This is a genomic window from Acidobacteriota bacterium (assembly GCA_016196035.1).
In the GTDB taxonomy this organism is placed as follows: domain Bacteria; phylum Acidobacteriota; class Blastocatellia; order RBC074; family RBC074; genus JACPYM01.
Map to the genome: position 1 here is coordinate 99,438 of JACPYM010000053.1, position 14,945 is coordinate 114,382.

10 protein-coding genes are annotated in these 14,945 nt (G+C 58.1%); 8 read left to right on the forward strand and 2 right to left on the reverse strand.

What is annotated here, in order from left to right:
- Positions 1 to 101 precede the first annotated feature (101 nt).
- The 8 genes from HY011_16045 to HY011_16080 all read left to right on the forward strand — a co-directional run bounded on the left by HY011_16045 (position 102) and on the right by HY011_16080 (position 10,974).
- On the forward strand, positions 102 to 734 hold the full coding sequence (locus tag HY011_16045; GenBank protein ID MBI3424445.1) for a DUF305 domain-containing protein: 633 nt from the start codon (positions 102 to 104) through the stop codon (positions 732 to 734).
- Entirely contained in the window at positions 731 to 2,731 is a 2,001-nt protein-coding gene (locus HY011_16050; GenBank protein MBI3424446.1) for a hypothetical protein, read from the forward strand. Before HY011_16045 ends, HY011_16050 begins: the two co-directional genes overlap by 4 nt.
- Positions 2,732 to 2,751: 20 nt before the next feature.
- Positions 2,752 to 3,135, forward strand: coding sequence for a cupin domain-containing protein (locus HY011_16055; protein ID MBI3424447.1), 384 nt, complete (start codon positions 2,752 to 2,754; stop codon positions 3,133 to 3,135).
- Between the two features lie 60 nt (positions 3,136 to 3,195).
- Positions 3,196 to 3,984: an alpha/beta hydrolase gene (locus HY011_16060; protein ID MBI3424448.1), complete on the forward strand. Its 789-nt coding sequence runs from the start codon at positions 3,196 to 3,198 to the stop codon at positions 3,982 to 3,984.
- Between the two features lie 3 nt (positions 3,985 to 3,987).
- A complete protein-coding gene (locus HY011_16065) occupies positions 3,988 to 5,028 on the forward strand; it encodes a zinc-dependent alcohol dehydrogenase family protein (protein MBI3424449.1) in 1,041 nt (346 codons plus the stop codon).
- A gap of 542 nt (positions 5,029 to 5,570) precedes the next feature.
- Entirely contained in the window at positions 5,571 to 7,226 is a 1,656-nt protein-coding gene (locus HY011_16070) for an amidase (GenBank protein MBI3424450.1), read from the forward strand.
- A gap of 63 nt (positions 7,227 to 7,289) precedes the next feature.
- Positions 7,290 to 9,986: a SpoIIE family protein phosphatase gene (locus tag HY011_16075; GenBank protein ID MBI3424451.1), complete on the forward strand. Its 2,697-nt coding sequence runs from the start codon at positions 7,290 to 7,292 to the stop codon at positions 9,984 to 9,986.
- Positions 9,987 to 10,530: 544 nt separating this feature from the next.
- On the forward strand, positions 10,531 to 10,974 hold the full coding sequence (locus tag HY011_16080) for a c-type cytochrome (GenBank protein ID MBI3424452.1): 444 nt from the start codon (positions 10,531 to 10,533) through the stop codon (positions 10,972 to 10,974).
- A 209-nt stretch (positions 10,975 to 11,183) separates the two neighbouring features.
- On the opposite strand, the gene HY011_16085 is transcribed toward HY011_16080, so the two are convergent.
- Both HY011_16085 and HY011_16090 read right to left on the reverse strand, forming a co-directional pair.
- Complete coding sequence (locus HY011_16085; GenBank protein MBI3424453.1) at positions 11,184 to 14,567, reverse strand: PD40 domain-containing protein; 3,384 nt, start codon at positions 14,565 to 14,567, stop codon at positions 11,184 to 11,186.
- Positions 14,568 to 14,619: 52 nt separating this feature from the next.
- Entirely contained in the window at positions 14,620 to 14,811 is a 192-nt protein-coding gene (locus tag HY011_16090; protein ID MBI3424454.1) for a type II toxin-antitoxin system VapC family toxin, read from the reverse strand.
- Between the last annotated feature and the right edge of the window lie 134 nt (positions 14,812 to 14,945).

Consider the following 14,945-nt stretch of genomic DNA (forward strand, 5'->3'; position numbering starts at 1 on the left):
CTCTCTGGTTGAGGCGCACTTGGAAGATGCGAGTTGCAGTAAGCGTCGCAGCATGTTTATGCGTGCTTGCTCTGGCGCGTTCTCTCTCAGAGTTGGCACCGATGCGCGTCTGCGCACAGCAGCCTGCGCCGGCAAAACCGGTCGTGGTGCAACCGGGAGCGCCGGGGAAACCCACGCGGGCGCTTCCCGCAACGACAAAAGCCAAGTTGCCGCCCGTTGCCAAGGCGGATGTGCAGTTCATGCAAGGCATGATCGTGCATCACGCTCAAGCGGTGGAGATGACGGCGCTAATCGAATCGCATACCGAGAACGAGGAAGTGCGGTCGCTGGGCGCGCGCATCAGCCACTCGCAAGCTGACGAAATCAAGTTCATGAAACGTTGGCTCGTGTCGCGCGGGCAGCCCATCGAGATGACGATGACTGAAATGCACCAGATGCATCACGGGAAAATGTCGCACGAAGAGATGATGTTGATGCCGGGGATGCTAACTGCCGCGCAGATGGCGGCGCTCAGGCAAGCCAAAGGCGATGAGTTCGACCGTCTGTTTTTGACCGGGATGATTCAGCATCACGGCGGCGCGTTGGATATGGTCAAAGATTTGTTTGACACAGCAGGCGCGGGACAAGAGGCTGAATTGTTCAACTTCGCAACCGATGTAGACAGCGGCCAGCGCGCCGAAATCCGCATCATGCAAACCATGCTGGAGAAAACCCCTTCAAAGGAAAAACGATGAACCAAGTATATACCGTGACATTCCGCTTATTCGTAATCTCTCTTCTTTTGTGGCTATGTTTTCCCGGCAAGCTGCAAGCGCAAACGCCTCCGGCACAGGAGCAGGCGAAGGCAGCCGAGCAGAAAAAAGCCGAAGAGAATCCGTTTGCGCCTGAGCAAGCACGGCCGCTCCCGGCTGGCATGACCGGCTCGGATGCCAACGATCCGCGCGCCAAACTGAAACCGGGTTTGTATGACGCTGAAGCCATCGCGAAGGGCATGAAACATATCCTGCTCCTGAAAAAACCCGGCCCGTTTCAACTCGAAGCAGATGATCCTAGTAATCCCAAAGTGCAAAAAACCTTGGGCTTGCTCGGCATGTCTGACACCTCAAAGATACCGAAGCCGTTCCAGTTAGTGATGGCGCAACTGGCGTTTGCGAACTCGGACCTGGCGTTCCAGCGCAACCACCTGTTTCAAGGGAATTTTTATGGCGTCAGCATCTATGACATCTCCAATCCAGCGCAGGCCAAGTTGGTCACATCTATGGTTTGTCCGGGCGGACAAGGCGATGTGTCGGTATACAAGAACCTGATGTTTATGTCGGTCGAGATGCCCAATGGCCGTATAGATTGCGGCGCGCAGGGCTTTGCACCGGAACCTCCGGCGAAAGCGGGCGAAGAGAACAAGCCGACCTTGCCCGCACCGCAAAAAGAGCGGTTTCGTGGCGTGCGGATTTTCGACATATCCAACATCAGGAATCCCAAACAAATCGCCGCCGTGCAAACCTGTCGCGGCTCGCACACGCATACGCTGGTCGTAGACCCGAAGGATAAGAACAACGTTTACATCTACGTCTCCGGCACCTCCTTCGTGCGGCAAAGTGAAGAGTTGGCCGGGTGTTCGGGTGAGGCGCCGGATAAAAACCCGAACACGTCGCTGTTTCGCATCGAGGTCATCAAAGTTCCCCTGGCCGCGCCGCAGAATGCCAAGGTGGTGTCCAGCCCGCGCCTGTTTATGGACTCGCGTACTGGCGTACTCAACGCTTTGAGCAGCGGTCCCACCCACGACTCACAAAAGCCCAATGTTAGCGACCAGTGCCACGATATTACCGTGTACTCGGAAATTGGGTTGGCCGCCGGCGCTTGCTCTGGCAACGGCATCGTGCTGGACATCAAAGACCCTGTTCATCCGAAGCGTCTGGACGCCGTCAACGATCCGAATTATGCCTATTGGCACTCAGCTTCGTTCTCGAATGATGGGTCAAAAGTCGTGTTCACCGATGAATGGGGCGGCGGACTCGGTGCGCGTTGCCGTCCCAACGATCCGAACAAATGGGGCGCCGACGCCGTGTTCAACTTGAAGGATAACAAGCTGAGTTTTGCGGGCTATTACAAGTTACCCGCCGCCCAAGGCGACAGCGAAAATTGCGTGGCGCACAACGGCTCGCTCATCCCTGTTCCCGGACGCGATCTAAAAGTGCAAGCCTGGTATCAGGGCGGCATCTCGGTGATGGACTTTACCGACGCAGCCAAGCCGGTAGAAATTGCCTATTTCGACCGTGGGCCGATTGATCCCAAGATGCTCGTGCTGGGCGGTGACTGGTCGGCGTATTGGTACAACGGCCACATCTACGCTTCGGAAATCGCGCGCGGGCTGGACATCCTTGAACTAACTCCAAGCGAGTTACTGACCCAAAATGAAATTGATGCCGCGAAAACGGTGCGCGTGGCGGAACTCAACGTGCAGAACCAGCAAAGAATCGTATGGCCTAACAAGTTAGTCGTCGCCAAGGCTTATCTCGATCAATTGGAACGCTCGCAAGCCTTGCCCGCCGACCAAATCACTGCCGTGCGAAACGCGATTCAAACCGCAGAGAGTTCACGGCTGACCAGAGGACGCGCAAAACTTCTGAGCTTCGCGCGGTCGTTGAAAGAAAGCGCTTCCAGCGCCAAGAGTGCTGTAGATGCGAAACGGATGCAGGCGCTGGCGGAAATCTTCCAGCGCCCCGTTAAGTAGCTGATTCAGGAACCGCAAAAATGAACTCCCTTCCAATCAACACAGACGACGCCGAGACATCGGGCACCACGTCTGAGACGTTGCTGCGAACCAGTTCGTCCTGGAACAACGTACCGTATCAGGCTTACGCCGCAGGCTCGCCTGAACTCGTCGTGCGCAAAATCACTATTCCGGCGCGCGGTGTATTGCGCTGGCACGAACATCCGATGCCGACGGCGGCTTATGTGCTTTCGGGCGAAATCACGGTTGAGGAACCAGACGGAAAGCAGCAGCACTTCACTGCGGGGCAAGTGATCCCTGAGCCTGTCAACACAGTGCATCGTGGAATAGTCGGCGATACGGATGCTGTCTTCATCGTGTTTTATGCCGGGGTGAAAGAGATGCCGTTAGCGAAAGGAACGTGATGACGCTGCAAAATAGAAGCGCGCTGGTAACGTCAAAGCTATACGCACCAGATATTCAAAATGAATATTGAGATAATTGACTTATCTGTAAACGTTCCCGGCGGAAGTGTCTTTGTCCGCCGTTGGAATTCAACCCATAACGCTCACTCGCCGATCATTCTGCTGCATGACTCCCTTGGTTGCGTAGCGCTTTGGCGAGACTTTCCCGCAACGCTCGCTCACCACTTGCGCCGTCCAGTCATCGCGTATGACCGCCTCGGCTTCGGTCAATCATCAGCGCGCAATGAGTTGCCTTCGATAAACTTTATCAGCGAAGAAGCGGAGGTTTACTTTCCTTCGCTTCGCAGCGGGTTGGGCCTCACCGACTTCGCGCTCTTCGGTCACAGCGTAGGCGGAGCAATGGCGCTCTTGATCGCCGCTTCCTCTGGCAATCATTGCGAAGCAGTTATTACCGAAGCGGCACAGCCCTACGTCGAACAACTCACCTTGTCTTCCATTCGAGCAGGCAAAGAGCAATTCAGTCAGCCTGAACAATTCAACCGATTGACGAAATATCACGGCGATAAATCGCAGTGGGTACTGGATGCCTGGACAGAGGTTTGGCTGTCACCTGAGTTCTGGTCGTGGAACCTCGACCCATACCTTGGTCTGGTGAGTTGCCCTGTGCTGGCGATTCACGGCGACTTGGATGAGTATGGTTCCGTAGCGTTTCCACACCGCATCACGAGCAGCGTAAATGGCCCGTCGGAGTTGGCAATCCTCAATCAATGCGGCCACGTACCCCACCGTGAGAGAAAAGAAGAGGTGCTGCGGCTTACTGCTTCATTCCTTGAGCGTCGGGCAAAATGACTTATGAAAGCTGTCATCTACGAAGCCTTTAATGCAGCACCACAACTTAAGAATGTCCCTGATCCAACGCCCGAAGCACATGGCGTAGTCGTCAAGGTTATGGCGACCGGTGTTTGCCGCAGCGACTGGCATGGCTGGGTCGGACACGACGCGGATATTCAACCTCCACACGTGCCTGGTCATGAATTGGCTGGTGTGGTCGCAGCCGTTGGCAAAGACGTAATCAAATGGAAGCTCGGAGAGCGCGTCACCGTTCCGTTCGTAGGTGGCTGTGGCGCTTGCCCGCAATGCGCATCAGGCAATCAGCAGGTTTGCGATCATCAGTTTCAACCGGGCTTCACGCACTGGGGATCGTTTGCCGAGTATGTGTCCATTCATCACGCCGATACGAATCTTGTGCGCCTACCTGAGAGACTCAGTTTTCCTGCGGCAGCGAGCCTGGGTTGCCGGTTTGTCACGTCCTTTCGCGCGGTCATAGATCAAGGCAGAACTTCCGCCGGACAATGGGTAGCTGTGCACGGCTGTGGTGGCGTGGGTTTATCGGCGATTATGATTGCCAACGCAATTGGCGCGAACGTCGTAGCAATAGACATTTCCGACGAAAAGCTCAGTCTGGCGAGCGCGTTGGGTGCAGTTGCCACTGTCAATGCCGCGCAAGTCGCCAATGTCGCCGAAGCTGTCATCGAAATTACCAACGGCGGCGCACACGTTTCGTTGGATGCGCTCGGACATCCCACGACGTGTTTCAATTCCATCAGCAATCTGCGCAAACGCGGCAAACACATTCAAGTCGGGCTGCTGCTGGCAGACCACAGCACGCCGGCCATTCCGATGAGCAAAGTCATCGCGCACGAATTGGAAATCCTCGGCAGCCACGGCATGCAAGCCCATCGTTACGACGCGCTCTTCGCAATGATCGAAGCCGGAAAGCTGAAGCCCGAAAAACTCATCGGCAGGACAATCACGTTGGAACAGGCGATTGCAGCGCTCGTGAAGATGGATAAGTTCGAGGGTGCGGGCGTCACCGTCGTGACAGAATTCTGAGGCGGAAAATTACGAACGCGAGTTTTACGGCGACGGGCGAACGCATGCGGCCCAAGCTCGGTCAGACGCAGCGGGCCACCGCCCGCCCTACGGGGCTTTTGTAAAGTCGTAATTCGGCCCATCTGCACAGCCCACTGATTCCCGATCCCCGATTCCTGATGGGCAAAAATGCTGAGAGTTTTACGAAACCAGGAATCAGGAATCGGGGATCAGGAATCAGAGTTGTGTCTTTCACGTCGCGTGCTCGCTGACTTTGCAAAAGCCCTAGCCCGTCCTGGCCGTGTAGCCCGCGCAAGTTCACACTATCAGCCTTCGCGTTTATACTGCCCACGCCGAAAGGAGTGCCAACCAATGGATAAACGGCTGTCCAAACGCCTGCGCACAGCAATTTATGCGAGAGGCGCTGGCTGGCTGAACAGCGTCGCGACTTGCCGGGCAGGCGCGGCTGGTTGCGCCTTATCAAACTTGCCGTGGTGGATTATGACAATCTGCTCTACCTCGGCGCTTACAATGCCTGAATACGGCTTTCCATCAGAAAATACATGAAACACCACACCCGCTCACGCCGCCGTTTTCTGCAAACCGGCGCACAGGCAACCGCCTTCGCCATCCTGTCGCCACATACACGCGCACACAGCGAAGCCGCCTTTCAAATCGAAGAGGCCACCGTCAACCAACTGCAAGACGCCCAGAACAGCGGCGCACAGTCGGCGCAGTTGCTGGTTGAAGCCTATCTGAACCGCATTGACGAATTGGACAAGCACGGCCCGGCCATCAATTCCGTCATCGAACTCAATCCCGACGCGCTCAGTATCGCCGACCAACTCGATGCCGAACGCAAAGCGGGCAAAGTGCGCGGCCCGCTGCACGGCATCCCCGTCCTGATCAAAGACAACATTGATACGCACGACCGGATGATGACGACGGCGGGTTCGCTGGCGCTGGAAGGTTCGATTGCGCCGCGCGACGCTTTCATCGTCGAACAGTTGCGCAAGGCGGGCGCGGTCATTCTGGGCAAGACGAATCTGAGTGAATGGGCGAACTTCCGTTCGTCCAAATCCATCAGCGGTTGGAGCGGACGCGGCGGGCAAACGCGCAACCCGTATGCGCTGGATCGCAATCCCTGCGGGTCGAGTTCGGGTTCGGGCGCGGCGGCGGCGGCGAATCTGTGTGCTGTGGCGGTGGGCACCGAAACCGACGGTTCGATTGTGTGCCCTTCAACCACAAACGGCTTGGTCGGCATCAAGCCTACGCTGGGGCTGGTCAGCCGGGCGGGCATCATTCCGATTGCGCATAGCCAGGATACGGCGGGGCCGATGGCGCGCACAGTGGCCGATGCGGCGGCGCTGTTGAATGCGTTGACCGGTGTTGATCCGCGCGATGCGTTGACGCGCACGAGTACGGGCAAAGCTGATCGTGATTACACGCGCTTTCTCGCGCCGCACGGGTTGACGGGGGCGCGGCTGGGCGTGGTGCGCAAGTCGTTCGGCTTTAACGAGCACGTGGACAAGCTGATGGAAGCGGCCATCGAGGTGATGCGCCAGAAAGGCGCGATCATCATTGATCCGGCTGACATCCCGACGGCGGGCAAGTTCGATGCTTCCGAATTCGAGGTGCTGCTCTATGAGTTCAAGGCCGATCTGAACGCCTACCTGAAAACGCTGGGGCCGAATGCGCCGGTCAAGACGATCAAGGACATCATCGCGTTCAACGAAAAGCACGCCGACCGCGAACTGAAATTCTTCGGCCAGGACACGATGCTCAAGGCGCAGGCGAAAGGCGATTTGCATTCGCCCGCTTACCGCAAGGCGCTCGCCAAAAATCATTTGCTGACGGGCGCGCAAGGCATTGACGCCGTGATGACCAAATACCGGCTGGACGCGCTGATTGCGCCGACGGGCGGGCCGGCGTGGACGGTGGATTACGCCAACGGCGATCATTTCACGGGCGGGTTTTCGTCGGCGTCGGCGGTGGCGGGTTATCCGCACATCACGGTGCCGGCGGGGTTTGTTTACGGCTTGCCCGTCGGCATCTCGTTCGCGGGCCGGGCGTGGAGCGAGCCAAAGCTCATCAGTCTGGCGTATGCGTTTGAGCAGGCGACGCTGCGCCGCAAGCCGCCGCAGTTTTTGGAGCATGCAGATTTGCGGGCGGGCCGGTTGTATTCCAGCGATTGTTGCCAAGTGAGCGGCAATCGTTGACAGTACGCTGCCACGCGCAGTGGTTTCGCACTTAACCCGCAGCAGTAATTTCCCAAATTGCCTATGACACGCCCAAAACTTCAGTTCATCGTGGTACTCGCCTTCTTTGGTTTGATGCTGACATATAGCGTGGTGGGTCTCTATTTGGACATCGTTCGCCCCGGCAGCGACGATGGCTGGCGGGGTTCGGGGACGAATGGCGTTTACCACATCACTGGGACTGACGCTGATAGCCCAGCTTATGGATTGTTGCGCCAAGGGGACCGGATTCTTGCCTTTAACGGCGTGAGCGTTGCCACCGATCCCAGCGGCTTGAGCATCGCCAGTCGCTTGCCGCCAGGGACGCGTTACACGATGACGGTGTTGCGCGACGGGCAGGAACTCACCGTCACGCTGCACACCATCCCACGCCGCCCGGCGTCGTTTCCGTGGAGCAGATTGATTCCGCCGCTGTTCTGGCTGACAGGGTTGTTCGTCTTTTTGCTCAAACCCGAAGACCGGCAGGCGCGCTTGCTGGCCCTGATGCTGGGCAGCTTCTCAGGCTTGCTTTCCGGGAACCTGAGCGTAGACAGCATACCCGGCTTGCTCGGATTAATGGTCGGACTCGCACGTATCGCCGGGCTGTGTTCAGTGCCGTTGCTTTTACACCTGTTTCTGGTTTTCCCAGCCGTCAATCCCTGGCTTGAGCGTTGGCCGAAGCTGATGCGCTGGTTGTATCTCCCCTTCTGCTTGATCGTCTTGCCAACCTTCGGCGTCGGCCGCCTGCCGGTGAAATGGAACCACTTTTTTTTCAGCTCAGGCGTGGTGCAGCGGGCAATGGAATACAAGCTGCCGCAAATCGCCATAACCTTGCTCAACATCTATTTGCTGGCGGCGCTCGTCTGCTTAATCTTGAGTTACCGCACGGCGGATATGGCAGCGCGGCGGCGTTTGCGCGTGGTGCTGGCGGGCAGTTTGCTCGGTTTCGGCAGCCTCTTGCTGATCGTGTTGATGGAAGCCACCAATACGCAGGAAAAGCTGAAAACGGTTTGGGAGTGGCTGCAAAATTCCACCTTGTTGACGTTACCGCTGGTACCGCTCAGTTTCGCTTACGCCATCGTGCGGCACCGCGTCATCCCGATCAGTTTGCTGTTGCGGCGCGGCGCGCGTTATTTGCTGGTGTCGCGCGGTTCGGTGTTGTTGGTGATGGGCGGCTTGTGCATCCTGCTTTTCTTCCTGCTGGAAAATCTGTTCCGCTTCTGGCGCCCGGCCAATGGGCGCGCCATCGGCGTCGTGTCGGCGTTCGTCGCCATCTTTTTCTGGCGCATCACCCAACGCCTGCACGAACGGTTCATCGCGCCCGCGATTGACCGGCGCTTCTTCCGCCAGGCGTATGACTCACAGCAAATCCTGACTGAGTTGGCCGAATCGTTGCGCACGACTACCGACATTGCGAGCCTGCTTGAATCCGTCGCTGACCGGTTGCAATCAGCGCTGCAAACAGCCAACGTCACGATCTTTCTGCGTGACGCAGCGAGCGGCGAATATCGCAACGCTTACATCTGTGAATACAGCCCCGCCACGGGCCGCGCCGTCCATTGCGCCGTGGGCAGCAAGCTGCCGTTCACGGCGGCGCGACCTGCGGAATTGACCACCACCCGCGCCGACAAAGAAAGCGACCCCAGCAGGCTGCCCCACTATGCCGCGACGCTCGCGCAACTGAATGAAACGGGCCAGCCGCTGGAACTGGATGGCGGCGAAACCGCCTTCGACCTGAACAACACCAGCGAGACCTCCGTTTTGACCGCCGCCGAACGCGCGACCTTGCTTGAGACCCAAGCGGCCTTGCTGTTGCCGCTCAAAACCAAAGACGACATGCCCGGCGTCATCGCGCTGGGTGCGCGGCTGGGCGATCTGCCGTTTTCCGGCGAAGACAAACGGCTGTTGCAATCAGTCGCGGCCTCGGCTTCGCTGGCGCTGGAAAACGCGCAACTCGTCGAACGCATGCTGGCCGATGCGCGCCGCCACCAGGAACTCGAAGCCGAAAATGAACAGCGCGCCAAAGAACTCGAAGAAGCCCGCCAGTTGCAACTCTCGATGTTGCCGCGCTCGATTCCGCAATTGCCCAACCTGGAAATCGCCGCCTTCATGCAAACGGCCACCGAGGTCGGCGGCGATTATTACGACTTTCACCTCAGCAGCGACGGCACGCTGACCATCGCCATCGGCGACGCCACCGGCCACGGCTTGAAAGCAGGCACGATGGTCACGGCGACCAAGAGCCTCTTCAACCATCTGGCCGCGCATACCGATGTCGTCACGACCATGCACGACGCCTCGCGCGCGTTGAAGCAGATGAATCTGCGTTCGCTGTTTATGGCGCTGACGCTGGTCAAGGTGCGCGGCGAACGCCTGCATTGCAGCGTGGCCGGGATGCCGCCCATCCTGATTTACCGCGCCGGCACCCAAGACATCGAAGAGCTTGCGTTGCGCGGCGCGCCGCTCGGCGGCATGACCCATTACAACTACCGCGAAGCCGAGATCGCGCTCGCCCCCAACGACGTGCTGCTGTTGATGAGCGATGGCCTGACCGAACGCTTCAATCCTGACGATGAGATGTTTGATTACGAGCGCACCAAAGCGGCCTTCATCCAACTGGCCCACGCCACGCCGCACGCTATCGCCGACGGATTATTGAAGGCCAGCGAAGTGTGGGCGCAGGGCCGTCCGCTGGACGACGATCTGACGCTGGTGGTGTTGAAACGCAAAGCCGATCAATAACCTGGGTACGCACCGCGGCTTTGCACAAACCGTCCTGAAAAAGGCGGGCGATTTGTGCGAATGAAATTTCTGCACAAATCGCTGACCCGTATCACAATGCAAAACAAGAGGGCCAAGCTAACCGATTTGTGCAATTCCAATTCGATTTATGCAAATTGAGCGGTTTGTGCAAAGCCACGCACCGCTTCCAGCGTGCGGGCTTGGTAGGCGACAGAACAAGCCGGAGGGCTACCTTTCAGCCTTCATCTATCTTACGCCAAGCCCGCACGCTGGAAGCGGTGCGTACCCAGGTTGCGCAACCCCCTTGCAAGTCAAGAAATCGCTTGACCATTTCCAACAGACAACGAGCCGCTCCTCGCAACAAACTTCCCCACCCCATTCCTTTTGCTGCGCAGCTTTCCCCAATCCCGCCTTTACCAGGCAAGCACGTTGGGGAATTCCTCGCCCCACGCTGTTGGCATCTGGGTTGCACTGAACGGGCAGGATTTCACTGCGGTGCCCGCTCATCGCCGATCAACTTCTCGAAGACCCAAGGAGGAATCGTATGCTGCGTAGAATGCTGACCCTCGCGCTGCTTGGTGGAGCGGCGCTGCTGCTCTTCTCTGCCCTGCCCACGGCCGGCCCCGCGCTGGCCGAACAAGGCGCCAAACCCGCCGCCAGGAAAAAGAGCGGTTCGGCTGTCGAAGGGCAAAAGCTGTTTATGAAATACTGCGCGTCCTGCCACGGCCAGGACGCCAAAGGCCACGGCCCCGTCGCGCCCAGCCTGAAAAAACAACCCGCCGACCTCACGCACATCGCGCTGGAGGATGGCAAATTCCCCAGCTACCGCGTCGAACAAACCATCGCGGGCGAACAGATGACCGATGTGCATGGCACGCGCGAAATGCCCGTCTGGGGCAGCATCCTGCGACGCAAGGGCGGCGAAGGGTTGATGAAGCTGGAGATTTATAACCTGACGCGCTATCTCGAAACGATTCAGCAAAAGTAAAGGGATTCAAAGCTGATCCAGCCTGCGCGTGAAACCATTTTAGGGCTTACGCAAAAGAGCATGGAGTTCAGGCTTCGGCCTGTGTTCGTTCTTTCCAACACAGGCCGAAGCCTGAACTCCATGCTCTTTTGCAACTGCCTTACCCAACAGCCAGAAAGTTTCCAGCGATTCTTCGCGGTCTCTTCATGTGGCTTCGTGGGCAATTCCGTCTAGTTCCCCGAGCCGTTCCCAGCCGCAGGCAAGGCCTGCTTATGGTAATTCGGGAACGCCGGATGCACCGGGCGTTTGACCGGATTCTTCTTCAACGCTTCAAGCGCCAGTTGCACAGCTTTTTCAAGCTGTACGTCCACGCCTTTGCGCCAGGCGGCGGGGTCTAGGTCAATGTCCACGTCGGGTTCGGTGCCGTGGTTCTCGACTTCCCATTGGCCTTCGGGCGTATAAAACCCGAAGTGCGGCGCGGTGACATAACCGCCATCCACCAACGTGGGATAGCCGCCGACGCCGACCAGGCCGCCCCAAGTGCGTTTGCCGATGACCGGGCCGATCTTTTTGCGTTTGAACATCCAGGGCAACAGGTCGCCGCCCGAACCGGAGTATTCATTCGCGAGCATCACTTTCGGCCCCGGCATGACGCCAAACGGAGTGGTCGCTTCCATGCCTTCGCGCACGGCCCAATAGCTCATCACGGGCTTGGCGAGATGATCCACGATGTAATCAGCCGCGCTGCCGCCGCTGTTGAAACGTTCGTCAATCACCGCGCCCTCTTTGTCGAGTTGCGCGAAGTAGTAACGATTGAAATTCGTAAAGCCGCCCTGCGCCGTGTCGGGCAGATAAACATAAGCCAGCTTGACGCCGGAGAGGTCAGTCACCTTGCGGCGATTGGCTTCGATCCAATCGTAGTTGCGCAACGCGCCTTCGCTGCCAACGGGGACAACGGTGACGTCACGCGCGCCGGTGCCGTCGGGGTTGGGGCCGACTTTGATGACGACCTGTTTGCCGGACGTGCCTTCGAACCATTGGTAGATGTTGTCTGTCGCGATCAGATTGCGGCCTTTGACGGCCAGCAGGTATTCGCCCGCGACGACGTTGATGCCCGGTTGCGTGAGCGGCGCGCGCAATTGCGGGTTCCAGTTCTCGCCGTTGTAAACCTTGGCGATGCGATAGCGGCCGTTTTCGAGTTTGTAATCCGCGCCCAGCAAGCCGCCCGGCACGAAGCTGGGATTGGGAATATCGCCCGGCGCTTGCACGCGCAAGTGGCCGACCGACATCTCGCCGTACATTTCCTGGAACAGATAGTTCAAGTCGTTGCGATGACCTAGGCCGCTCAGGTAAGGCTCGTATTTCTTGACCGTCGCGGCCAAATCCATGCCGTGCAGATTGGGGTCGTAAAAGAAGTCGCGTTCGATGCGGGCGACCTCTTTGTACATCTGATTCCACTCGGCCTGGGGATCAACGTGGACTTCCATGTCTTCGAGCTTGATGCGCCCGTCGCCCGGTTTGGGCGGCGCGGCGGCAGCGGTGATGAACATGGATTGGCCCTGGCGATAGAGCACCTTTTCGCCATTGGCCGAAACGATGAAGCCCTGCGCGGCATCGAGGAACTTATCGAGTTTGCGCTTTTCCAGATCGAACTTGTGCACCGTCATGCCGAACGGTTGGCCTGGCGCGGGCGGGCCTGTGGGCATTTCAACGACGAACAGCGTGTTGGCTTTGCCCACGGCGAGGTCAGCGTAATTGCGCGCCGGAATCGGCAACGCAATGATGCGCTGGCCGATGCCGTCGAAATCAATTTTGACTGGATCAGGCTCTTTCTTGGCACCCGGTTTTGCAGCGCCATTCGCGGCCACGTCGGCTTTCTTTTCGCCTTCCGCCGGTTTGTCAGCGGGTTTGGCGTCATCCTTTTTCTCGGCAGGCTTCGGCTCGTCTTTCTTCTCGTCAGCAACTTTCTCTTCATCGCTTTCAGGCGCGAGCGGCGAAGGGTCAGTCTTCTTCAACACCGCAGCATAGATGCTGCGCGTTGAACGGATCTGAGAACCTGACATATCCAGCCCGCCGTTGGTTGGGCCGATGTCGGTGCTGGCCGTGAAGTAAAGATACTTGCCGCTCTTGTCGAAGCGCGCCGAGAGCGCATCGCTCATGCCGTCGGTGACTTGCGAAATCTTCTGGTCATCCAGCGCATAGACGAACACGGTATGCGTCCACGATTTGATCATCTTCGTATACGCAATCCATTTGCTGTCGGGCGACCAGTCGGGATCAATGTTGCCCGCGTCCGACAGCGATTGATCCACTTTGACAGGCTGGCCTTTCTCGATGTCTACGTACCAAAGATTGAGCCGTTTGTCGGTGAACGCGATCTTCTTGCTGTCGGGCGACCAGCGCGGCGAGTAGTAAAACGTGGGTTCGAGTTTGATCTTTTTGATGTCGCCCACGCCGCCCCCACCTTTTTGATCGCGCAGGTGCAATTCATATTCGCCGGATTCGTCCGAAAAATAGGCAATCCATTTGCCGTCCGGCGACCAGGCCGGATCGCGTTCGGCGGACGCGGGCGCATTGGTCAGATTGCGGGCATCGCCTTTTTCGGCGGGCACGGTCAGGATTTCGCCGCGCGCTTCAAACACCGCGCGGGCACCGGTCGGTGATAGCGCTGCGTTGGCAATGCGTGGCGCGACCTTTTCATACTTGGCGCGCACACCCGGCAGATCGCCGTTGAGCGTGATGTTCACCGGCTTCGACTTGTTTGATTTCAGATCGAAGATATTGAGCGCGCCGAACTGCTCATACACGATGGCGTCGTTGCCGGTGCCGAGCGCCGCAGACTTGATGTCCAGCCCGCTGTTCGGCAAAGCCAGCGCGACCCGCTTGGTTTTCAAATCGTAGTTGAACAACGTCACTGGCCCATTGCGGTCGGACAGGAAATAGACTTTGCCGGCATTCTCGCCCGCTGGCCACATCGCGTTGAAGTCATTGGAATCGGTGCGCGGGATGCGTTCGACGCTGGAATCGCTGAGATTGGCAATCCAGATGGGCGTCGCCATGCCGCCGCGATAGCGCTTCCACATCGCAAAGGCGCGCTGGATCGGTTCGTAGGCCAGCCGCGAACCATCCGGCGAATAGGCCCCCGCGTGCGCCATCGGCAACGGAACCTCCTGCGGCAACCCGCCATCCAGCGCCAGCGTGAAGAGCTTTTCGTAGCGCCGCGATACGCTGGTGCGGCCCGATACGAACAGCACGCTCTTGCCATCCGGCGTCCAACCCGCCACGCGGTCTGCATCGGGGTGATAGGTCAGCCGCTGCGGCACGCCGCCGGTCGCGGGGATGAGGTATACATCCACGTTGCCGTCGTATTGCCCGGTGAAGGCGACCTTCGTTCCATCGGGCGAAAAGAGCGGATCAAACTCCGCGCCGACACCCGTGGTCAGGCGTGACGCTTCGCCGCCGTCACGATTGACGATCCAGAGATCACCCGCATAAACAAAGACGATCTGCGTCTTGTTCATCGTCGGGTTGCGCAACAGCAATTTGCCCGTTTGCGGCCAAACGGTTGTGCTGGCGAGTAGTGTGAGTGTCAGGGTCAAAAGGAGTTTCTTCATTGCATTCCTCTCTTCTTCCAAAAGTTCGTCAACAAACGCATATCCCGGCGCATCATTTCGTCCAATCTTCAATGACGAGTCCGGGAACGCGCTCAAAATCCACCATGTTACGAGTCACTAAAATGCCATTGACTGAAAGCGTGATGGCGGCGATGGAAAGGTCATTCGTTTTGACGCGCACTTTTTGAGCGCGCAATTGGTTGAATATCGTGGCCGCGACATCATCGAACGGCAGACAAATCATGCCACGATAAAAATTGCTGATCCCACTGGATTTTGTGGGTAAGCTCGGTCATTGAAAAAGAAACGGATGATTGCGTTGTAGCGGGTTATCCTTTTGGGTGACGAAACTCGAAAGGAGTCCCAAGCGCAACCATC

Coding starts and splice junctions, on each gene's coding strand:
- HY011_16045 (MBI3424445.1), top strand. CDS start 102: ATGCGCGTCTGCGCACAGCAGCCTGCGCCGGCAAAACCGGTCGTGGTG.
- HY011_16050 (MBI3424446.1), top strand. CDS start 731: ATGAACCAAGTATATACCGTGACATTCCGCTTATTCGTAATCTCTCTT.
- HY011_16055 (MBI3424447.1), top strand. CDS start 2,752: ATGAACTCCCTTCCAATCAACACAGACGACGCCGAGACATCGGGCACC.
- HY011_16060 (MBI3424448.1), top strand. CDS start 3,196: ATGAATATTGAGATAATTGACTTATCTGTAAACGTTCCCGGCGGAAGT.
- HY011_16065 (MBI3424449.1), top strand. CDS start 3,988: ATGAAAGCTGTCATCTACGAAGCCTTTAATGCAGCACCACAACTTAAG.
- HY011_16070 (MBI3424450.1), top strand. CDS start 5,571: ATGAAACACCACACCCGCTCACGCCGCCGTTTTCTGCAAACCGGCGCA.
- HY011_16075 (MBI3424451.1), top strand. CDS start 7,290: ATGACACGCCCAAAACTTCAGTTCATCGTGGTACTCGCCTTCTTTGGT.
- HY011_16080 (MBI3424452.1), top strand. CDS start 10,531: ATGCTGCGTAGAATGCTGACCCTCGCGCTGCTTGGTGGAGCGGCGCTG.
- HY011_16085 (MBI3424453.1), bottom strand. CDS start 14,567: ATGAAGAAACTCCTTTTGACCCTGACACTCACACTACTCGCCAGCACA.
- HY011_16090 (MBI3424454.1), bottom strand. CDS start 14,811: ATGATTTGTCTGCCGTTCGATGATGTCGCGGCCACGATATTCAACCAA.